The sequence below is a fragment of the Pseudomonas sp. GW821-FHT02A08 genome (genome assembly GCF_059422045.1).
Genome location: NZ_JBWKWD010000025.1, coordinates 38,440 through 59,188, shown reverse-complemented (window position 1 = coordinate 59,188; position 20,749 = coordinate 38,440). Strand labels below are relative to the sequence as shown.

General features: G+C 60.9%; 16 protein-coding genes and 2 pseudogenes. 3 read left to right on the top strand and 15 right to left on the bottom strand.

The window, feature by feature from the left end; translation table 11 throughout:
• The first annotated feature begins 135 nt into the window (after positions 1-135).
• A complete protein-coding gene (locus AC07W4_RS18165) occupies positions 136-1,809 on the top strand; it encodes a nitrite/sulfite reductase (protein WP_495033402.1) in 1,674 nt (557 codons plus the stop codon).
• Positions 1,806-2,285, top strand: a complete 480-nt coding sequence (locus tag AC07W4_RS18160; RefSeq protein ID WP_495033401.1) for a DUF934 domain-containing protein — start codon at positions 1,806-1,808, stop codon at positions 2,283-2,285. Before AC07W4_RS18165 ends, AC07W4_RS18160 begins: the two co-directional genes overlap by 4 nt.
• Positions 2,286-2,391: 106 nt before the next feature.
• Here AC07W4_RS18160 and AC07W4_RS18155 read toward each other — a convergent pair whose 3' ends face one another.
• From AC07W4_RS18155 to AC07W4_RS18085, 15 genes and pseudogenes are all read right to left on the bottom strand, one after another.
• Entirely contained in the window at positions 2,392-2,892 is a 501-nt protein-coding gene (locus AC07W4_RS18155) for a peptidase associated/transthyretin-like domain-containing protein (RefSeq protein WP_495033400.1), read from the bottom strand.
• A 349-nt stretch (positions 2,893-3,241) separates the two neighbouring features.
• Positions 3,242-5,596 (bottom strand): tetratricopeptide repeat protein, encoded by a 2,355-nt coding sequence (locus AC07W4_RS18150; protein WP_495033399.1) that lies wholly within the window; start codon positions 5,594-5,596, stop codon positions 3,242-3,244.
• A gap of 223 nt (positions 5,597-5,819) precedes the next feature.
• Positions 5,820-8,333: a spermidine synthase gene (locus AC07W4_RS18145; RefSeq protein WP_495033398.1), complete on the bottom strand. Its 2,514-nt coding sequence runs from the start codon at positions 8,331-8,333 to the stop codon at positions 5,820-5,822.
• Positions 8,334-8,523: 190 nt separating this feature from the next.
• The gene (locus AC07W4_RS18140; protein WP_008049479.1) at positions 8,524-10,104 is read right to left on the bottom strand and encodes an arylsulfatase; all 1,581 of its coding nucleotides are present in this window, start codon (positions 10,102-10,104) and stop codon (positions 8,524-8,526) included.
• A gap of 72 nt (positions 10,105-10,176) precedes the next feature.
• On the bottom strand, positions 10,177-11,205 hold the full coding sequence (locus AC07W4_RS18135; protein ID WP_495033397.1) for an HAD family hydrolase: 1,029 nt from the start codon (positions 11,203-11,205) through the stop codon (positions 10,177-10,179).
• Entirely contained in the window at positions 11,202-12,647 is a 1,446-nt protein-coding gene (locus AC07W4_RS18130) for a BatD family protein (RefSeq protein ID WP_495033396.1), read from the bottom strand. Before AC07W4_RS18130 ends, AC07W4_RS18135 begins: the two co-directional genes overlap by 4 nt.
• Positions 12,644-14,224 carry a VWA domain-containing protein gene (locus AC07W4_RS18125; RefSeq protein ID WP_495033395.1) on the bottom strand — a complete coding sequence of 527 codons (1,581 nt, stop codon included), beginning with the start codon at positions 14,222-14,224 and terminating at the stop codon, positions 12,644-12,646. The genes AC07W4_RS18130 and AC07W4_RS18125 overlap by 4 nt, the downstream gene beginning before the upstream one ends.
• Position 14,225: 1 nt before the next feature.
• On the bottom strand, positions 14,226-15,218 hold the full coding sequence (locus AC07W4_RS18120; RefSeq protein WP_495033394.1) for a vWA domain-containing protein: 993 nt from the start codon (positions 15,216-15,218) through the stop codon (positions 14,226-14,228).
• Positions 15,205-15,813 (bottom strand): DUF4381 domain-containing protein, encoded by a 609-nt coding sequence (locus tag AC07W4_RS18115; protein ID WP_495033393.1) that lies wholly within the window; start codon positions 15,811-15,813, stop codon positions 15,205-15,207. Before AC07W4_RS18115 ends, AC07W4_RS18120 begins: the two co-directional genes overlap by 14 nt.
• Positions 15,810-16,745 (bottom strand): DUF58 domain-containing protein, encoded by a 936-nt coding sequence (locus tag AC07W4_RS18110; RefSeq protein ID WP_495033392.1) that lies wholly within the window; start codon positions 16,743-16,745, stop codon positions 15,810-15,812. The genes AC07W4_RS18115 and AC07W4_RS18110 overlap by 4 nt, the downstream gene beginning before the upstream one ends.
• A complete protein-coding gene (locus tag AC07W4_RS18105) occupies positions 16,742-17,722 on the bottom strand; it encodes an AAA family ATPase (RefSeq protein ID WP_495033391.1) in 981 nt (326 codons plus the stop codon). The genes AC07W4_RS18110 and AC07W4_RS18105 overlap by 4 nt, the downstream gene beginning before the upstream one ends.
• Before the next feature lie 8 nt (positions 17,723-17,730).
• Positions 17,731-18,678, bottom strand: a complete 948-nt coding sequence (locus AC07W4_RS18100) for a SphA family protein (protein WP_495033390.1) — start codon at positions 18,676-18,678, stop codon at positions 17,731-17,733.
• 12 nt (positions 18,679-18,690) lie between these two features.
• Positions 18,691-18,909: pseudogene (locus tag AC07W4_RS18095) on the bottom strand (DUF1214 domain-containing protein); the annotation flags it as partial.
• Positions 18,910-18,915: 6 nt separating this feature from the next.
• Positions 18,916-19,224 (bottom strand): annotated as a pseudogene (locus AC07W4_RS18090) (DUF1214 domain-containing protein); the annotation flags it as partial.
• A 358-nt stretch (positions 19,225-19,582) separates the two neighbouring features.
• Positions 19,583-20,008 (bottom strand): YciI family protein, encoded by a 426-nt coding sequence (locus AC07W4_RS18085; RefSeq protein ID WP_495033389.1) that lies wholly within the window; start codon positions 20,006-20,008, stop codon positions 19,583-19,585.
• 179 nt (positions 20,009-20,187) lie between these two features.
• Between AC07W4_RS18085 and AC07W4_RS18080 the strand changes: the two genes are divergently transcribed.
• Positions 20,188-20,631 carry an SRPBCC family protein gene (locus AC07W4_RS18080; RefSeq protein ID WP_495033388.1) on the top strand — a complete coding sequence of 148 codons (444 nt, stop codon included), beginning with the start codon at positions 20,188-20,190 and terminating at the stop codon, positions 20,629-20,631.
• Positions 20,632-20,749 lie beyond the last annotated feature (118 nt).

The window sequence follows — 20,749 nt, the reverse complement described above, 5'->3', positions numbered from 1 at the left end:
CGCGGTATTCCTGAAAACCGCGTCGTTTGATTTCACGACGGCTTCGCCGCCGAACGCAGCCTCGCGTTGCTCGGCAGCTGCTACGGGCGAGGCGAAGTTACGGGGATGCGCGGTCAATCCTGATGAGGTATCTACATGTATCAGTACGATGATTATGACCGGGCACTGGTGTTCGAACGGGTTGCGCAGTTCCGCGATCAGGTTGAGCGTTTCATGGCCGGCGAACTGAGCGAAGAAGAGTTCCTGCCGTTGCGCCTGCAGAACGGCCTGTACATGCAAAAACACGCCTACATGCTGCGCGTCGCCATTCCCTACGGCACGCTGAGTGCCCGGCAAATACGCACGCTGGCGAGCATCGCCCGGGATTACGATCGCGGATACGGCCACTTCACCACCCGGCAGAACATGCAGTTCAACTGGATCGAACTGGCCCAGGTGCCGGACATCCTCGAACGCCTGGCCCAAGTGGAAATGCATGCGATCCAGACCTCCGGCAACTGCGTGCGCAACATCACCACCGAAGCTTTTGCCGGGGTTGCGGCAGACGAAATGATCGACCCGCGACCGCTGGCGGAGATCCTGCGGCAGTGGTCGACCATCAACCCGGAATTCCTGTTCCTGCCACGCAAGTTCAAGATCGCCATCTGCTCGGCCGAACAGGACCGGGCGGCGATCATGATGCATGACATCGGCCTCTATCTTTACCCCGGCAACGATGGGCAAATGCTGTTGCGGGTGATCGTTGGCGGCGGTCTGGGGCGCACGCCTATCCTCGGTTTGCAGATCCGCGAAGGCTTGCCGTGGCAGCACCTGCTGTCCTACGTCGAGGCGGTGTTGCGGGTGTACAACCGCCATGGCCGGCGGGACAACAAGTACAAGGCGCGGATCAAGATCCTGGTCAAGGCCCTGGGCATCGAAGCCTTCGCCCGGGAAGTGGAGGAGGAGTGGCAGCACCTCAAGGACGGCCCGGCGCAACTGACCTTTGATGAGTTCGACCGCGTGGCCGGCGCCTTCGTCGCGCCGCCTTATCGCGAGCTGGTGGACACCAGCCTCGATTACGGCACACACCTGGCCGACAACCCGGCGTTCGCGCGCTGGGTGCTGCGCAATGTTCAGCCGCATAAAGTGCCGGGCTACGCCAGCGTGGTGTTGTCGACCAAACCGGGCAGCGCTTCGCCACCGGGCGACGTCACGGACAAACAAATGGAAGCGGTGGCCGACTGGGCCGAGCGCTTCGGTTTCGGCGAGATCCGCATTGCCCATGAACAGAACATCGTCCTGCCGGACGTGCCAAAAGCCGAGCTGTTCGCACTGTGGTGCCTGGCGTGCGAACACAATCTGGGCAGCGCCAACGCCGGTTTGCTCACCGACATCATCGCTTGCCCCGGCGGTGATTTCTGCGCACTGGCCAATGCCAAGTCGATCCCCATCGCCCAGGGCATTCAGGCGCGTTTCGACGACCTCGACTACCTGCACGACCTGGGCGACATCAGCCTCAATATCTCCGGCTGCATGAACGCCTGCGGTCACCACCATATCGGCAACATCGGCATCCTCGGCGTCGATAAGAACGGTAGCGAGTGGTACCAGATCACCCTCGGCGGTGCCCAAGGCAAGAACAGCGCGCTGGGCAAGGTCATCGGACCGTCGTTCAGCGCAGTCGAAGTGCCGCAGGTGATCGAGCAGATCATCGAGACTTTCGTACGTTATCGCGAGAGTGAGGAGCTGTTTGTCGACACCGTGCAGCGCATCGGTCTGGAGCCGTTCAAGGAAGCGGTCTATCCGAAAGTGCTGGAGGTGTCGGCATGAACAATCTGTTGCGGCTGGAGGAGGGCGTGGCGCGAATTGTGGCGGATGATCCGTGGACACTGGTGCGCGACCCGGAGCAACCAGTGCCAGACGGTGCCGTGATCCTGCCGCTCGCCCGATGGCTGGAAAACCCTCGGCAACAGGGTGTGTGGCTGGGGCCGGACGATGAAGTGGAAAGTCTCAAGCCATGGTTTGCCCAACTGCCGCTGATTGCCCTGGACTTCCCGAGCTTTCGTGATGGTCGCGGCTACAGCCAGGCGTATCTGCTGCGCACCCGATTGGGTTGGGCCGGCGAGTTGCGCGCCATCGGCGACGTTCTGCGCGATCAATTGAGCCACATGCGCCAATGTGGTTTCGACAGCTTCGCCGTGCGCGAAGACAAATCCGCCAAGGATGCGTTGAAAGGGCTGGCGGGGATGAGTGTGCTGTACGGGCGTTCGGTGATCGAGCCGCGGCCGTTGTTCAGACGTCGTTGACCGAAGTCTTTCATTGGCCGATCCGATGGGGCCATCGGATCGGCTCCTGATCATCTCAACGCCGGATCACCCGTAAGAATGCCGACGATGAAGGTGCCGAATGGGATCAGTTGATGCGAACCAACGCCGCGCGGTCGCTTGGCGATAGCTGATCGATTTCCAGCAATGTCAGGTTTTTCGGGGCTTCGCCGGCCAGCGGACTACCGAGGTTGCCGGCGGCGTTTTCGGGAAGTTTGTACATGGCGCCGGTCATAGGATCGACCACCAGCATTCCAATCAGGCCACCAATCAGAAGGTTGCCCCAATACCAGCCGCTCATGCTGGTGTCCAGCGTGGTGCTGGTATCGGCATAACCCTCCTTCTTGAAGGTGATGGTGTAGGCCTCACCCTTGAAGTAGCCGCGACCGGAAGGCAGTGTCACGGTGTTGGGGGTTGAGCCGTTATGCACGACGACACCGGCCTTGTTGGTGATCGTGAAGTTGGCGCCGCTAGGTGAACTCGATACGTTCACCGGGTACTTGCTGTCACCGACAATGCTTGCACAGCCTGAAGTCAGGAGGGTGGTGGTCAGGGCAGTCAGGGTGAACAGCTTGCGCAAGGTTTGCATGGTTGATCCTTGAGACTGGACATTGCCGTCATTGGCCGAGGCGTGTTTCGTGCAGGCCTCGAAGTAAAAGTCGGGGGTGTTTGACGCGCCGCGGATGCTATCACTGATGGCGTTGTGATATCACGCAGAATTAATTGGATTTTTATAAGCGTTGGCTGAAAAAACGCCTGGGGAACGATCTCCGCTTTCGGCAGCTCCATGGGGACCCATGGAGCTGCCGAGGCCTTTGTGAGATCAGGCGACGCGGTATCTCTTGAATATCGCGTTCGCAGGGTTTACGACGGCTTCGTCCGAACGCGGCCCGCGCCGAACGCAGCCTCGCGCTGCTCGGCAGCTGCTACAAGAGGTTCTACTTCAATGCTGGATCCCCCATGTTGATTTTCTTCCAGCCTTGCAGCAGCACCTGGGCCTTCGGTTCCTGTCCGTTGTCGAGGTAGTACTGAATCAACGACAGCCGCGCATTGCGGTTGGCCGGCTGAACTTTCAACAACCTTTCCAGCTCCTCGCACGCGGCATCCACTTTGCCACTGTCATGCAGGGCCACTGCCAGCACGTAGCCGTACTGCGGGCTCTGCGGCTCCAGTTGCGCGGCTTTGCGCAGGAACGGCATGGCCTGGTCGGCTTTGCCCGCGCGTACCAGCGACAGGCCTTGAGTATGTTGCAGCAGGGCGGCGTCCGGGTGTTCCTTGAGACTTTGCACCATTAGCGCCTGGGCTTCCTGAGTGCGGCCGTTGGCTTCCAGCCATTGCACCAGCGTTACCAGTGCCGGGTAGAAGTCCGGATCGCGTTGGAGCGCAATTCGCAGCAGGCCTTCGACATCACCACCACGACCACTGGCCTGATACAGCATCGCCAGATTGAGATTGGCTTCGCCGCGTTCGGCCAGGCTTTTCTGCACCGTTTCGTACTCGGCAATGGCGGCATTCCAGCTGTCCTGGGCGCCGCCCAGACCGTTGTGCGCCACGCTGAGCAAGTCCCGGGCTGCGGCAATGCGCACGGCTTTCACCGGGTCACTCAGCAACGGCGTCAATAGCTGTGCACGCTCTGCTGGCGGCAGGAAAGCACTGATCGCCCGGATGGCGCTTTCACGTACTTGCGGGGCCGGATTGCCCAGATCCTTGGTCGCCAGTTTCAACGCCTGTTCGCTGGGGTACATCGGCAATTCGGTCAGCAGGGTCGCCCGTTGAATCGCTGGCAGATTGCTGCGTTGCAACTGCTCGTACAAGGCTTGCGCCGCACCGGGCTGGCCGTTGCGAATCAGCCACAGGTTTTCGTCGTAGCGCGGGGCTTGCGGGCTACTGGCGGTATTCCACAACTTGAATTGTCCGGTGATTTTGTCGCCGTCCTTGCCCAGGTGGCAGGTCAGGCAAGCGTCCGGCGTGCCGAGTTTTTTCGCTCGCTCGGGATTGGGAATGCTGAAGCTGTGGTCATGCCGCAAGTCGTTGCCCATGTAGAACCTGCCGGGCATGTGGCAATCCACGCACTGCGAACCCGGTTGGCCCATGGTGTGGCGGGTGTGTTCGATGGAGTCGTAGTTTTTCGCTTGCAGGCCTTTGCCGTCGACGCCTTCCACGGTGGTTTTGCCGGCGGTGTTGTGGCATTGCAGGCACAGACCGTTGCCCGGCGCCCTTAGCTGGGTGCTGTGAGGGTTGTGGCAGTTGCTGCAACGCACGCCCTTGTCGAACATTTTGCTCTGGGCAAAGGAGCCGTGTTCGAACACTTCGTCCTTGATCTTGCCGTCCAGCGCATACAGTTCGCGGGTCAGGACACTCGGTAGATAGTCATCCATCAGTCGCTTGCCAACCGTGTTACCGTCGCCCAGCGGTGCGCGGCGCGAGTGGCAGCGGGCGCAGGTTTCAATTTCCACGGTGGCGTTTTTGTCCTTGAGGTCGACGGCAAATCCGGCATGGATCAGGTCGGTCTTCTTCGCGGTCCATTCCAGGTGACTGGACGCCGGGCCATGGCAGGCCTGACAGCCGACACCGAGGCTGTTCCAGTGGCTGTCGAAGGTGTTTTTTGCCGCATCGAAATTGCGCTTGTACCCGGTGGTATGGCATTCGACGCACATGAAGTTGGCGTTTTGGCTGGGTTTGCTCCAGTGCAGTGGGTTCTTGAAGGTCACGCCCTGGCCCGGATAAAGGTGAAACCAGCGCTGCTTCTCGGTATCCCAGGCCACGCCGAGGGCCTGTAGCCGACCATCGCCGACCTCGATCAAGTATTGCTGCAACGGGGCAATGCCAAAGGTGTAAGCGACCTTGAAATCGGCATTCTTGCCATCGATACCCGGCGTATTGACCCAGAATTCGTCGCCTTTGCGCGAGAACACCGTGGCCTCCTTTTCGGCCTTGAAGGTGACGTTATTGAAGTCGCCGAGCAGGGTGTCGGCGTTGGCCTCCTGCATCGCCAATTGGTGATGGGAGCCTTGCCAGTCCTTGACCTGCTCGCCGTGGCAGCCCCGGCATTGTTGTTCATCGACCATTTTCGCCGGCGCGATAGCGACCGGTTGCGTTTTGGCCGGTTGCACGGCGGGTGTGTTGACGGGAGCAGGCTTGAGTGGCGCCGGGGTGCTGCTCTGCAAAAACCAGCCGATGCCCGCCACGGCCAGGAGCAGGATGCCGATGGTGACAGGGAACAGATAACGCTTGATCAGGGTCGTTGGCGAATCAGGGTTTGGGGCTGCAGCTTTATTTTTATGTTTTGGCATCACGACTTCCATGGTCCAGGTGCGTTTGCCTTGCGGCGCGCGTTGAAGCTTGATGCAGCTTTGCCGGATGGTCGGCGAGTGTCAAAGATATTGTATTGAGGCTGATGGCCCCTTCGCGGGCAAGCCCGCTCCCACAGGGTTTGGTGTTGTTCACAACATTTGAGTACGACACAACTCCCTGTGGGAGCGGGCTTGCTCGCGAAGAGGCCGCCAAGGCGCCAAATCACTCCCCGACAAACCACCGGTAATACGGATTCCCCGCATCCCCGCGCATTACCTCGCGAATATCCCTGACCCAGGCCTCACGGTCACCGTCGTACGCATGCAGGCTCGCCCGATAGAACTGCATGAGGCGTTGCTGTTGAGGATTCATGCGCTCGATGAACCCGGCGTCGGCGTTCAGCAGTGCTGGCGGCTGGTGCAAGTCGAGCAGGGCAGGCAACACGCGACTGATTTCCCCGGAGCGTACCCACGGTGCGTATTCGATCTTCGGCTGATCGTCAGTCACCGGTTGCGCATCGCCAGCGAAGCGTTCAAGCCCAGCGCGGTCAGTCACCCAGGTGGCGAGCAACGCCGCGGCCGAACCGATGCCGACATCCTGCAAGGTGCTGCGAACGCTGTCCTGCTGGAAGCGCGCATTGATCTTCGCCGCATCCAGTTCAATCGGCTCCATCGAGCCTACCAGCAGCATCTCGTGGAACTCGCTGGTCCACAGGGTCGCGTAAGGGAACACGTCGAGGAAGCTGCGCACCAGTGAGCGCGAGTCATCGATGTTCTGCGTCGGCAGCGGCAGCCATTGGGCGACCAGGCCTTGTTTGTGCAAACGGCTGGCGGCCAGTTGATAGAAGTCCCGGGAATACAGATTGACCACGCCGGCAGCGGAGGGCGGTGGCGGTTCGAGGGTGATCAGGTCGTAGCGCTGCGGGTTGCGCAACAGTTCCTGGCGCCCATCGCGCAGACGGACATCGACCCCCGGATTGGCCGCTGCATTGAAATTGCCCTTGAACAACGGCGCCGCCCTGACCACCGAGGGCAGCAGTTCGGCGACCACGCGATGTTCCAGGCCGGGGAAGCGGGTCAGGGCGCCGGCGGTAATGCCGGTGCCGAATCCGATCACCAGCGCCGAACGCGGCTCACCGTTGTGGATCAGCAAGGGCAGCAACGCCTGAATCCGCATGTAACGCAGGGATGGCATTGCGTCGCCGGTGTTGGACACGCCCTGAATGTACAAACGCTGGAACGCTCTTTCGCCCCTGCCTTGGGAAACCACGGCGACGGTCCCGCCACGGCCTTCTTCATAGAACGTCAAGGTGCCATTGCGCGCACCCGGCAGCAGGCTGGCGAGTTTGTTGACCGGCGTAAACACCGCGAGCGCCAGCGACACCAGGCCGATGGCAACGACCGCCTGACGTCGGCCTTTCTTGACCCCATGGCCCTTGCGCACAGCGAAGCAGGCGATACCGGCGGCGATAATCGCCAACAGACCCAGGGTCCGCACCAGTCCCAGCATCGGGATCAGGGCAAAGCCGCAGAGCATCACGCCGATAATCCCGCCAAGGGTATTGAACGCGACGACTTCACCGACATGGCGTCCTACCCGTTCACCGCCGACGCTCAAGCGCAGGGCCAACGGAAAAGCCGCGCCCAGCAGCAGGGTCGGCACAAACACGATGCTCAGGGCGGCCACCGCAAACCGTGTGCTCATGCCCGCCAGTTCACTGCCGCCCAATGACAATACCCAGGATTCGGCCAGAGTCTGGGCGAACACCAGCCAGCGCCCCAGCAAGGCGATGTCCAGCAAGGCGACCAGCCCGGCCCCGGCGATCAACAAGCCGAACACACCCCAGGGATCGCGCAGGCGATCGACCCGACGGGCCAGCAGCATGCTGCCCAGAAACAGCCCGGTGAGGTAAGTCGCCAGCACCACGGCAAAGGCGTAGGTACGGGTGCTCATGAATTGCACGATCGATTGCGACCACACGACCTCGTAGCCCAGAGCCACGCCACCGGCAATGGCGTACAGCCACAAGGCCAGGCGATCGGTTTTTTTGTCGGTGTGATGTTTTACCGGGGCAAGGCCTGGCGCCAAGCGCTGACGCTGGAACCACAAGGCCCCCGCGGCGGCCAGCAGGTTCAACATCGCGGCGGCCAGCGCGCTGCCGCGCACGCCGAGGGTGGCAATCAGCACGAACGCAGCGAGCAGGGTGCCGGCGATGGCCCCGGCGGTGTTCGCCGCATAAAGCTGCCCGCCGGCCTTGCCCAGGTGTTGCGGGTCAGAGGCCAGGGAGCGAACCAGCACCGGCAGGGTGCCGCCCATCAACAGCGCGGGAATGCCCACCAGTGCAAACGGCAACACCCAGGCCAGCAGGCCGATGTGTTCTTCCAGCCATGCAAACGGGCTGGCCGCCAGGCTCATGGCGAATGTCGCGCCAACACCCAGCACCGCCACCAGCACTTCCAGCCCGGCGTACAGCACAACCGGTTGCTGCATCCGGTCCGCCCAGCGGCCGAACAGCAAGCCGCCCAAGGCCAATCCGGCAAAGAACGCGCTGATTCCGGTGGTGATGGCATAGACCTCGACGCCTACCACCAACGACAGCTGCTTGATCCACAGCACCTGATACACCAGCGCCGCGGCGCCGGAGACAAACAGCAGCAGGGCGGGAATCAACACCGCCGGGGCAGTGACATGGGGCGCAGGTATGGCCGACGACTTGCTGGCGACACGTGAGGTCATTGCGGATTGCCTTTCCAATTCAAGAAAACTGCGACTGTGCGGGCCTCATCGCGGGCAATACGGCCTCACACTGGATCTTCGGTACGACAAAATCCCTGTGGGAGCGGGCTTGCCCGCGATTGGGGCCGACACGGTCCCAAGTCGAAAATAAGTCCGCTCGCCAATGAAGGCGAGCGGCGGTCTGACGGTCTTACTGTGCAGCTTTCATTTTTTCAGCGATTTTGGCGTCTACCGCAGCACGGATCTGGTCGATGCTGAAGCTGGCCGGTTTCTGGCTTGGTGGATATTCGATGAAGGTTTCAAGGAACGCCGCCGACTTGCCAACGGCTACAGCCGCCAGGTAAACGTTCTTGGTGGCCCAATCGTAGTACTGATCGGAAACCACGTCGGCACGTTCATACGGGTCCATTCGCAGGTTGAAGATTTTCGGTACGCGCAAGCATACGAATGGTTCGCTCCAGACCTTGAAACCACCGGGTGCGCGTTGCTCGCAGAACACGGCTTTCCAGTTATCGAAGCGCATCGATACCAGCACGCCGTCGTCGTTGAAGTAGTAGAACTCCTTGCGTTCACTCTTGGGTTGTTGGCCGGTCAGGTAAGGCAATTGGTTGTAGCCATCCAGGTGCACCTTGAAGTTCGTCCCGCCAGAGGTCGGTGCCCAGCCTTTGAGCAGCTTGCTTTTCACCTCGGCATCACCCGCCGCCGCGAGCAGGGTCGGGAACCAGTCCATGCCCGAGAACATCTCGTTGGACACTTCACCCGGCTTGATCTTGCCTGGCCAGCGGATCATCGCCGGAACCCGGTAGGCACCTTCCCAGTTGGAGTTCTTCTCGTTACGGAAAGGCGTAGTCGCTGCATCCGGCCAGGAGAACTGGTTCGGGCCGTTGTCGGTGGTGTAGACGACGATGGTGTTGTCGGTGATTTTCAGGTCGTCGAGGGTTTTCAGCAGTTTGCCGACGTCGCCGTCATGCTCGAGCATGCCGTCCGCGTAGTCGTTGCCGGGCATGCCGCTCTGGCCCTTCATCGAATCGCGTACGTGAGTGAACAAGTGCATGCGCGTGGTATTCATCCAGACGAAGAACGGTTTGTCCGCCTTGGCCTGTTTCTCGATGAACGCTTGCGCTGCGGCGGTGGTCTCGTCGTCGATGGTTTCCATGCGCTTGGCGGTCAGGGCACCAGTGTCTTCGATCTTGCCGTCAGCGAAACTGTGGATCACACCGCGCGGGGTGTTGGCTTTGACGAATGCGGCATCGTCTTTCGGCCAGTAAGGGCGCTCAGGCTCTTCTTCGGCGTTGAGGTGATACAGGTTGCCGAAAAACTCGTCGAAACCGTGATTGGTCGGCAGGTATTCATCCTTGTCACCCAAGTGGTTTTTGCCGAATTGGCCGGTGGCGTAACCCTGGGACTTGAGGGCCTGGGCGATGGTGATATCACGTTTTTGCAGGCCCACCGGCGCGCCGGGGATGCCGACTTTCGACAAACCTGTACGCAGTGGTGTCTGCCCAGTGATGAAGGACGACCGTCCTGCAGTGCAGCTGTTCTCCGCGTAGTAGTCGGTGAACATCATGCCTTCCTTGGCGATGCGGTCGATGTTCGGAGTCTTGTAGCCGACCACGCCCATGGAGTAGGCGCTGATGTTGGTCTGGCCGATATCGTCGCCGAAGATCACGAGAATGTTGGGCTTTTCAGCGGCCCCGGCAGTTGCCGAGATCGCCATGACCGACGCTGCCACAAAGGCGAGTTTCGGTATCCACTTACGTATGCGAGTCATCTGACTGGCTCCTTATGCTCACTGGTGTCGCGTGCTGCGACAAACGTTTTTGCGGTCCTGCATTACGTCTTTTTATTGCACTTGCTCAGGTGTGGCGGCATCGAATGGATAGATCCGACGCCATTCGGACGCCATGTCAACGACGGTCCAGCCACGGGAGTTTGCTTCGTCCAGGGCCTTGTCCAGACGGCCGATCTGCGACTGCCGATCGTAGGCCCATTCACGTTTGGCGTCGGTGTGATGCACCAACCCCATGAAACGTTTACCGGGACCGGCGGCGGTCCACTGGAGCATCTGCAGGTCGCCATCGGAGTTGCCGAACGCGAGGATCGGCCGGCGCCCGATTACCGCGTCAATGCTTTCCGGTTTGCCCGGGCCGTCGTCGTTGTGCGCCAGTTTCGGTGTGCGCAGGATCGACGCCTCGCCATCCTTGTACTGAAAGGCCGTGACGAAGGTGGTGCCGATGACCTGTTCTGGTGGAATGCCGTAGACCTTTTCGGCGAAGGCGCGCATGAACCCGGTATCGCCGCCGGAAACAATGTAGGTCTTGAAGTCCTGGCTGCGCAGGTAGTCGAGCACTTCCAGCATGGGCTGGAAGATCATCTCGGTGTACGGCTTGCCGGTTTTCGGATGCCGGGCCTGGCTCAGCCAGGTCTTGGCGTAGTCGTCGAAGGCTGCGGTGGTCATACCGGTATGGGTGGCGGCAAAAATCTTCAGGATGCCGTCCATGCCAGCGGCGGCCAGGGCCTTGTGATCGTTTTCCAGTACCGCCTGGAACGGTTGAGTGGTTTTCCACTCCGGGTGCTGCGGCGCGGTGCGTTTGACTTCGTCGAGGGCGAACAGCAGCTCGAAGTACATCGGCTGCTCGCTCCACAAGGTGCCGTCGTTGTCGAACACGGCAATGCGGTCCTCGGGTTTTACGAAGTCCTTGCTGCCTTGATCGGTCACGGCCTGGACGAACTCGATGATGTTCTTTTTTGACGGGCCGTCATTCCACGATGGTAGTGGCTCGGCCGCCTGAACCAGCAGCGGCAGACTCAAGACCAGGGTCAGTAAAAATCTAAACCCGTGGTGATGGCGCAACGACATCGGGTTTGTCATGGGAAATCCTTCTCGTGAACGGGGTTGAGTGGATGCAGTGCAGATGCGACAGATTCCCTGTTGAGATCGGCCTGACTATGCAGCGTAGACAAGGATTCCCTGATTTGGCGCAGCGCCTGGTCTTTGGCCGGTTCACGGCCATAACAGGCGCGCAGTAACGTTTGCAGACGCGGGCCGAGGCTGGTCAGTTTCAGGCCGTGGCGGCTGCGCCGGGTCCACAGGTACAGGGCGCTCAATTGCGCCGGTTGCCCTTTGAGTTGAGCCGGGATCTGCCGCCAGGCGTAGTCGGCCGACTCCAGCCAGGCGGCAAGTCGGGTGCGGCGTCGGGCTTGCCAGGCCAGGTACGCGCGATATACGAGCGGGCGACTGAACCAGCCGAGTGCCACCACCGCCAACACCAGTGCCAATAGTCCGAACCAGTGCCCGGAAAGGTGCAGACGATTCTGCTGGCCGAGTTTTTTCAGGTCTTCGGTGATTGAAAACACCGGCTTGTAGGCGCTGTTGGTGGCAGCGTCGAAGGTCACGGCAGGTACCGTGGCCGTGCGGGTTTTCTGGCTGCTGGCATCCCACCATTTCAGTTCGACGGATGGCAGGCTGTAGTGGCCTTCGGTGTCGATTCGATAGGTCACGGTGTCGATGCGCTGACCGCCATTGAAGTTGCCGCGACCGTCATCCAGGTTGCGGATTTGCGGCGCTTTCGGGTAGAGGCTCAGACCCTTGATGTCGTCCAGCGTCGGTGTCGGCAGTGACATGGCCAGGGCACCGTCGGCCTGCAGGGTCAGCTCTCGGGTAATGCTGTCGCCGACCTTCAGCGGTGTGACGGAATTGATGGTCTTCTGGGTAAACCGCAGTCCTTGAGCCACCAGCACTGGCTCACCGAGCTGGAACCCCGGTGGTTGCGCGGCGTTGAAATGCAAAGGCTGGCTTTGGGCGCTGAGTTCGTGGCTGGCCTGACCCGGTGTGGCTTGTACCGTCAGTGCCGGAATGTCGAAGCCCTGGGCCAGGTTTGGGGTGATCAGGTAGCTGTAGCGCATGCCGCTGAAGGATTGGCCGTCGAAGGTCTGGTTGATGTGCTGGGCATGGCCGTCCGGTGGCATCACCAATGCGCCGGGCAGTTTCAGGTCGGGCAGGGTGGGGGCGCTGGTGAACCAGGTGTCGGTGAAGACATCGAGTTGCAGCTCGACCAGGCTGCCGACCATGACGGGGTTGGCGGGTTGCAGGGTGACGCTGACCCGCAGTTCGGGTTCATTGCCCCAGGCTCCGAGGCTGATCAGGCATAGAAGCAAGGTGCCAATTGTTGCGGTGATTGATCGGACGCCTTCGCGGGCAAGCCCGCTCCCACAGTTGATTGAAGTGATACCCACAATTTGTGTACGACACATAGTCCCTGTGGGAGCGGGCTTGCCCGCGATGGCGGCGACTCGGTCTTGAAGATAGGTCATGGCTTGGCCCCCGCCTGATCCTGCAAGCTGAATTTCTGCTTGAGGAATTTCGCCGGCGATGTGGTGAGGTTCTGCAACCATTGCTCATCCGAGGCCGCTTGCTGGGTCTCTACCTTTTTGCTTTGGCCTTTACCCGGCGCCTTGTCCATCTTGATCTCGTCGGGTTTGACCTCTGGCGTGTTTTTCCCGGCGCTTTCGGTGTCCTTCTGCAAGGCAATGGCCAGCGCCAGGTTGGCCGTGGCTTGCGGAAACTGCGGTTGCAACTTCAGCGCCTGGTTATAGGCCGCGATGGCCTGATCGAACTTGAAGCGCCGCACGTAGATGTTGCCCAGATAGAAATAGGCCTGCGGTGTGTCGAGGCGCGCGAAACTGGCCAGTGCCAGGTCGAAATCCGCCGCGTGGTAGGCGGCAACGCCTTTCCAGTACGGATCGACAAACAAGGCCGCTGCCTGAGGGAAGTGCTGATGTTCGAAGGCCCAGCGACCTTGCTGGTCGCGGGTGAAAAAGGCATCCGTCAGCGCATTGGCCTGCGCCGGCACCGGTTGCAAGCCCAAGCCTGCCGCCAGCAACAACCCGGCCATCCAGTTCAAGCTCCAGCCGTTGCGTACGCTGAAAAAGGCGATCAACAGCAGCGGCCAGCACAGCCAGTAACCTGCGTCTTTCCAGTGCAATTCACGCTGTTCGTCACTGGCAGACTGGAAGTGCTGCCGGGCGTGCAGTTCGACCCAGTCCAGGTCGTCATCGTTGAGGGTCAGGCTGCCCAGCGGGGCATCCATCGTTGCTGCAAGCTGCTTGAGGGCGTCCTGATCGAAACTGCCGAGTTGCGGGCGACCGTTGCTGTCGGTGCGCGGCCGGCCAGCGGTATCGCGAATGATCCCGCCGTCGGTGCTGCCAGCCGCCAGAATCAGCACTTGCAGCGCACTGCCAGTCAGCTGTTTATCCAGCCCGGCCAGTGCCGATGTGTCGGCGCCATCGGTGATCAGCAGCAGGGTGCCGGGGGTTTTCTCGGCGGCGAGCAGGCGCTTGGCCTGATCGATGACCGCGCCGACATTTTTCCCTGGTTTGTTGATCAGGTCGGTGCTCAGGGCCTGAATGAACGTATCGAGCAGCGCCGCATCGTCGGTGGCGGGCAATACCAGATGCGCGCTGCCGGCGTAGGCAATCAAGGCGCTGCGCGACCCGGCGCGGCGCTGGATCAAGTCGTGGAGCTTGTGCTTGGTCGCTTCCAGGCGACTCGGAGGAACATCGCTGGCGTCCATGGACGGCGACAGGTCGACGGCGATGATCAGTGGCGCACGGTTCTCCAGAAAATCTGGCCGATCCCGCTCCCAGGTCGGGCCGGCGGCGGCAATGGCGCCGAGTACCAGCAGCGCACACACCAGGTGCACCGGACGCAGGCGTTGCCGGTCTTGCGGGGTGATCAGCAGATGCGGCAGCAGGTGCGCGGCGATGTTGCTGCGCCAGCGCCGTTGCAGATCCCGGTTGCGCCGCCACAGCAACGGCAGTAGCCCACCGAAGATCGCGAGCAACAGCCACAGGGGGCGCAGGAAATGGAAGTCGCTGAGGTTGATGTCCATCTCAGGCCTCCTGCCGCTGACGCGCGAGCATCAGGCGGGGAAGCAGCAGGGCGCCCAAGTGATAAGTCGCGAGCAGGGCAATGGCAGCGCCCAGCGGCCACCAGAACAGATCGCGTTTGGGCTGATGGCTGAGGGTTTTCACTTGATGCGGGGTGAGTTTGTCGAGGGTGCTGTAGACCTGATCGAGGGCATTGCGGTCTTCGGCGCGGAAGAAGTGTCCGCCAGTGACTTCGGCAATGTCTTGCAAGCCTTGCAGGTTGACCTTGGCTTCGCCTTCGGCATTCGGATCGCCAATGCCGATGGTATGAATCACCACGCCTTTGGCGGCGGCCATGGATGCTGCGTGGTCCGGGGTGATGGCGCTGCTGGTGTCGTTGCCGTCAGTGAGCAGAATCAGCACCTTTTCCCGCTCGTGGGCCTGATCCAGCAGTTTCAGGCTCAGCCCGATGGCATCGCCGATGGCTGTGTTGGGGCCGGCCATGCCGACGCCTATGTCGTCCAGCAGCAGTGACAGGCTGGCGTGATCCAGGGTCAACGGCGCCTGCGGATAAGCACCAGTGCCGAATACGATCAGTCCGATTCGATCGTCTTTACGTTTGTCGATGAACCCGTGCACCACTTCCTTGACCGCTGCCAGGCGATTGATGTTTTGGCCGTTGGTGTCGGTGAAGTCGGTGGTTTCCATCGACTGGGAAATGTCGATGGCCAGCATCAGGTCACGCACCGGCTGCTGGCGTTCGATGGGTTTTTCCACGAGCACCGGCCGACTCGCCGCCACCAGCAACAGCGTCCAGACCAGCAGGTTCAGGAGCAATTGCCAGCGGTTGCTGCGGGTGCCGGCCCGGCTCGGGGCCTGGCCGACGGCGCGGCTCATGGCACCGAAAAACGGCACGCGCACTGCACTGCGCGCTTCGCGGTAGTCGGGCAGGTAGCGATAACCGAACCACGGCAACGGCAACAGGATCAGCAGCCAAGGGTAATCAAGCTGCCACATGATGACGCTCCACCCAGGTTTTGCAGGTGCTGAATAGATGCTGGCGCTGTTCATTGGGCATGGCCCGCAATACGGCGTCAGGCGCGTAGGCCAGCAGCGCCAGTTGTTGGCTGAAGTCGGTGGGCAACGGCTGTATACAGTGCCGCTGCAAAAACGCCTGCCAGTCCTCTTTCCCCAACGCCGCAGGGGTTCCCTGTGGGAGCGGCGGTGCGACGATTCGACTTGCTCGCGAAGGCGTCCGGTCAGTCGACATGGATGTCGAATTGGAGACCCTCTTCGCGAGCAAGCCCGCTCCCACAGGTTTTGTGTTTTGTCGGGAGGGCATTGAAAGGGCCACGCGTTTCAGCAGCTCCGGAAGCTCGCGCAATGCATTCAGGTCATTACTGCGCTGCTGCAATTCCGCCAGTCGTGCCAGCGCCTCGCGCCGATAGCGATCACGCAGCCATTGCCAGTATCGCCGCACGCCTGTCACCAGCAGCGCGACGATCAGCAGCGCCAGCAGCGCCCACCAACCCCACGTCTGCGGCGCAAAACTGACCGGCACCGGCAGTGCCATTTCCCTGAGTTGGTCGATGCTCGGGACAGTGGGGTTCATCGGCGCCCCCCGGCGAGCTTGCCCAGTTCGGCGCGCAGTTGTTCCCGGGCCTCTGTGGCGGTGCTGAAGATCATCAACGGCACCCGGCTGCGGCGCAGCAATGTAGCGACGTCCTTGAGCCGGCCGCTGAGGAAATCCCCAAGTGGCTGATGCACCTGATGTCGTTCCACCGCCAGTTCCACCTGCAACTGTCCTTGGGTGATCAGCAAGCGACCGTTTTTCGGCAGGTTCAGCGCCAATGGGTCATAGACCTGCATGGCAATCACATCGTTATGTGCCGTCAGTTGCCGCATCAGTTGCAAGGTGCGTTCGCCGGCCCCGGCGAAGTCGCTGATGATACAGATCAGGTGATCGTGACCGGCCACGGCCAGGCAATGCTGCAAGACCTTGTCGAGCTGGTCTTCGCCTTCGGCGTCCGGGTTGGCGGCATTGAGTGCCTGGTTCTGTTGGGCGATGCGGCTGCACAGCGCTTCGATCCGTTTGCGACTGCGCAGCGGGGCGATGCTGTCGATGCGCCGGTCGTTGAACACCAGCCCGCCGACGCGGTCGCCGGCGTTGAACACCATCCACGCCACCAGGGCACCGAGTTCGGCTGCGACGGTGGATTTGAAGCTGCGTTGCGAACCGAAGAACATCGACATGCGCTGGTCCACCAGGATCAGCGCCGGACGGTCACGCTCTTCGGTGAAGGTGCGCACCACCGGTTTGCCGGTGCGCAGTGATGCCCGCCAATCGAGTTGGCGCAGATCGTCCCCCGGCTGATAGCGGCGCAATTCATCGAAGTTCAAGCCGCGGCCACGCAAGCGTGAAGCGTGATTGCCAGCCAGGATGCTGCCCTGGGGCTGGCGCGCCAGAAAACTCAGGTCGCGGGCCTTGAACTCCAGGGCCATCAATTGCGCCAGAGAGACATAAACCAGACCGTCGATGTTCACGCGGGAATCGCCACTTTATCGAGTAAACGGTCGAGTACCTGATCGGCAGTCACGCCGTCAGCCACCGCGTCGTAACTCAGTTGCAGGCGATGGCGCAGCACCGGGTGCGCCATGGCGCGCACGTTGTCCGGCGAAACGAAATCCTGGCCCTGCAACCACGCGTCGGCCCGGGCACAGCGGTCCAGGCCGATACCACCGCGGGGGCTGGTGCCGATGCTGATCCAGCGTCCAAGGTCGGCGTCGTAGTCGGCCGGATGGCGCGTGGCGTTGATCAGGTCGATGAGGTAACGGTCGATGGCCGGGGACACATGCACGGCACTGACTTCCCGGCGCGCCGCGAAAATCACCTCCTGTGCGAGAGCAAAACCCTGTACGGCGGCTGTTTTGGCGCCGAGTGCCTGTTCTTCCTCACGCAACAGCCGTAGTACCCGGCTTTCGTTTTCCGTGCTCGGGTAATCGAGTAGCACCTTCATCAGGAAACGGTCCATCTGCGCTTCCGGCAGCGGATACGTGCCTTCCTGTTCGATCGGATTCTGGGTCGCCACCACGATGAACAGTTCCGGCAGGGCATGGCTGTTGCCGGCCACGGTGATCTGGCGTTCTTCCATGGCTTCGAGCAGCGCGGCCTGGACCTTGGCCGGGGCACGGTTGATTTCGTCGGCCAGGATCAGGTTGCCGAACAACGGCCCCGGCTGAAAGCGGATCTCGTGCTTACCCTCGACCTGATGCAGCACCTCGGCCCCGGTAATGTCCGACGGCAGCAAGTCCGGGGTGAACTGGATGCGGCTCATTTTCGCATCCAGGTGTTTGGCCAATGCTTTCACCGTGCGGGTCTTGGCCAGGCCGGGCAAGCTTTCGAGCAGCAGATGCCCGTTGGCTAGCAAACCGACCAGCACTTGCCGGATCACCTGATCCTGGCCGAGCACGGCTTCGGCGATGCTGGCTTGCAGGGCGTTGAGGTCGTTGAGTGTGCTCATGCGATCTCCTAGAAAAACGCCAGGGTCAGGTTGACGCTCAAACCATTGCCCTCAGGCCGGTTCTTGGTGTCGAACTCCGGCACCCAGCGCGCATTGAAGTTGGCTTGGGCGTCGGCGAACTTGCCGGTCCAGCCCACTGTCGGGCCGGCACCCACGGAGCGACCGCGGAAGCCGCTGTCGGCGCCGGACCCCGAGTCATCGGTGATTTGCTGGATGTAACCGGCTGCGATACCGGCGTTCCATCCGTTGCCAAAGCCGTGGGTCCACAGTGCATCGAGGGTGTAGATGTTGCCGTTGCGATAGTCGGTGGAGTCGTTCTCGGTGTAGAACTCCAGGCCACTCGACAGCGTGAATTCACCGCCCTTGCCGTCCAGATGGGTGAACGCGACGGTGGGCATGAAGGTGTAATTGTTCTGTCCGGGGTTGGCCAGGCGATCGTCGTTGTAGGCACCGGTCGGCACGTAGATCGGCAGCGAGAACGAGATGTGGTTGAATTCGTCGAAGTGGTAGCCGGCGGCAATCGGTGTCACCAGCATGTCGGCAAACTGGGTGCCGCTGTCCGAGGTGCCCAGGGTTCTGCCACGAGGGCCGGTGATGTTCGCAGTGATGTCGGTGTACTGCACCGGCACACCGATGGCCGAGGCGTAATTCCAGCGACCCTTGCCGGTGTCCCAGACATGGGTGAAGTTGGCCATGGTATAGGACACTTTCATGTCCAGCCCGGTACTCAGGGCACCCACGATCGGCACCTGGGCGTTGCCCTTGAGGTCACCGTCGTACCAGATGCTGGTCAGGGACATGACCCAACCCGGCCCCGGGGGCACGATCCCGGCGTTGGAAAACACTTGTTGCCCGGTGATGGGGCGGCCGACGCCACCCTCGGCCGCCAGTACCAATGGACTGCTGCTGACCATGCACAGCGCCAACAAGGGGCGCACTACGAAAGGCCTGATCATGAATGACTCCGCTTATTGTTGTGAGGTCGCCGGAGTCAGCAGCGGCAGTTTCCACTGGCCGCTGGTGACTTCCGGTCTTGGCAGATACAGGCGCAGAACGCCGTAAAACGGACCATTCGGTGCCGGCAGCCAGTTGCTTTGCAACTCTTTGGCCGGTGCCCTGTGCTGCACGTAAAGGGTCAAGCCGCCATCGGCATCGAGCTTGAGGTCGGGCAACATCCGCGAATTGATCGAGGTGCCGGTGCTGTAGCCGTTATGCGGATCAGGACGGGTGCTGATGACGGGGAGGGTGGCGCGCAGTAGTTGCGGGACGCCGATAAAGTCATTCGGAGCCATCGGCAGCGCACCACGCAACAAGGCATCGTTGGTGCGAACGTTGGAATCGAACAGCTTGGGTGTGTAGTAATCCTGAAAGTTGACGCCAGACGCCAGGTTCAGCGGGTTGTTACTTTTGTTGGCCGTCTCGGCGTTATCCGCGTGAGCACAAAAAACAGGCGCAAGCGAAGTCGCCCAGACAAAGGCGTGCTTCCCCAATTTCTTAGACATCATTCCCCCGGATCCCTGGTGGCTGATTGGGCATACGGCCGTTATGTTTGGCCGTAACCGCGTAATCCCTTTCAGATCAAGCCTGTAGGACTCGTCAGATGACGTTAGCAGCTAACCACGGGTTATCCAGTAGAACGGATTAACTCTTTGGTTTTTTGTGCAGGTTCCGGTTATTTTCGTTTGCTAAAAAGTTAATGCAGATCAAGGGCTTGCCCGGTCAAGTTGAGTGGCTGTCCAGTCAATGTGGGAGCGGGCTTGCTCGCGAAAGCGGAGTACCGGTCGACATCGTTGCTGGATCAGATGGCCACTTCGCGAGCAAGCCCGCTCCCACAGGAAACTGAGGAAAGGGTTGAGTCAGTCAGTTTTTCTTCGCTTGCTCCCAAACCCGCTGTTCCTGCTCGCGCAGTTCCGGCGTGAACTCGGCTCCAAAGTCTTCAGCCTCAAACACCTGGCGAATCTCGATCTCGGCCTCGGTGCCCGGCATCGGGTTGGGGCAGCGCTTGACCCATTCGATGGCTTCTTCCCTGGACTTCACTTTCCATAACCAGAAACCGGCAATCAGTTCCTTGGTTTCGATGAAGGGACCGTCGATCACCGAGCGTTTGTCTCCTGAAAACCTTACACGAGCGCCTTTGCTGCTCGGGTGCAGGCCTTCGCCCGCGAGCATGATGCCGGCCTTGACCAGTTCTTCGTTGTAGTTGCCCATGGCCGTCAGCAGCTCTTGGCTGGGCATGACGCCGGCTTCGGATTCCTGGCTGGCTTTGATGATGATCATGAATCGCATGGTGATGTCTCCGTTGTAATTGAATGATTCGCTTAATGGTCGAATGGCTGCGGCGCAAATCGACAGCACGCTGAACAAAATTGTCGTAGGTGACAACATGGCAGATTTATTTTCGACTTCCATTTCACTACACGGTATTTCTGGCCTATCCGTTTACTGACCAAAGGAATGTGTCCCCTATGCCAACCTTGCAGATCACTACGCTCATTCCCGGTCGCCTACCCGAAGACGTCCTCGAATTTTGCCTGGAGGGCATCAATTTCCCGAAGATTTTCCCTGAGCGCATCACCCCACTGGGTCATGTCGACCTGAGTCTTTTGCGGATTGAAGCCGGGCGGCAATTTCGCTTTCGCCACTGGATGTTCAATGTGATTCCAATGAACTGGACGGTGCTGATCCGTGAAGTCGGCGAAACGCATTTCATCGACGAAATGCTCAAGGGGCCGATGCGTGCCTTTCGTCACGAACATCGGGTAGCAGCAGGCGAGGGCGGTACGCTATATACCGACCGGGTCACCTACTCGGCGTTTGGGGGTGCTCCCCTGGAGTGGTTGCTGGTCAATGGCTACATGCGGCGGATTTTCGAGGCGCGACATCGCAATATGCTGGAGTTACTCAAATAACACCGCTGTCCCTGTGGGAGCGGGGTTGCTCCGGGCGGCGCTCCGACGAAAGCGATCTGTCAGTCACTGCGATGCTGAATGTGCTGCCGTATTCGCGGGCAAGCCCGCTCCCACAGGG

Coding starts and splice junctions, on each gene's coding strand:
- AC07W4_RS18135 (WP_495033397.1), bottom strand. CDS start 11,205: ATGACAAACCCGATGTCGTTGCGCCATCACCACGGGTTTAGATTTTTA.
- AC07W4_RS18160 (WP_495033401.1), top strand. CDS start 1,806: ATGAACAATCTGTTGCGGCTGGAGGAGGGCGTGGCGCGAATTGTGGCG.
- AC07W4_RS18105 (WP_495033391.1), bottom strand. CDS start 17,722: ATGAGCACACTCAACGACCTCAACGCCCTGCAAGCCAGCATCGCCGAA.
- AC07W4_RS18155 (WP_495033400.1), bottom strand. CDS start 2,892: ATGCAAACCTTGCGCAAGCTGTTCACCCTGACTGCCCTGACCACCACC.
- AC07W4_RS18145 (WP_495033398.1), bottom strand. CDS start 8,333: ATGACCTCACGTGTCGCCAGCAAGTCGTCGGCCATACCTGCGCCCCAT.
- AC07W4_RS18100 (WP_495033390.1), bottom strand. CDS start 18,678: ATGATCAGGCCTTTCGTAGTGCGCCCCTTGTTGGCGCTGTGCATGGTC.
- AC07W4_RS18140 (WP_008049479.1), bottom strand. CDS start 10,104: ATGACTCGCATACGTAAGTGGATACCGAAACTCGCCTTTGTGGCAGCG.
- AC07W4_RS18115 (WP_495033393.1), bottom strand. CDS start 15,813: ATGAACCCCACTGTCCCGAGCATCGACCAACTCAGGGAAATGGCACTG.
- AC07W4_RS18080 (WP_495033388.1), top strand. CDS start 20,188: ATGCCAACCTTGCAGATCACTACGCTCATTCCCGGTCGCCTACCCGAA.
- AC07W4_RS18120 (WP_495033394.1), bottom strand. CDS start 15,218: ATGTGGCAGCTTGATTACCCTTGGCTGCTGATCCTGTTGCCGTTGCCG.
- AC07W4_RS18165 (WP_495033402.1), top strand. CDS start 136: ATGTATCAGTACGATGATTATGACCGGGCACTGGTGTTCGAACGGGTT.
- AC07W4_RS18130 (WP_495033396.1), bottom strand. CDS start 12,647: ATGACCTATCTTCAAGACCGAGTCGCCGCCATCGCGGGCAAGCCCGCT.
- AC07W4_RS18150 (WP_495033399.1), bottom strand. CDS start 5,596: ATGCCAAAACATAAAAATAAAGCTGCAGCCCCAAACCCTGATTCGCCA.
- AC07W4_RS18125 (WP_495033395.1), bottom strand. CDS start 14,224: ATGGACATCAACCTCAGCGACTTCCATTTCCTGCGCCCCCTGTGGCTG.
- AC07W4_RS18085 (WP_495033389.1), bottom strand. CDS start 20,008: ATGCGATTCATGATCATCATCAAAGCCAGCCAGGAATCCGAAGCCGGC.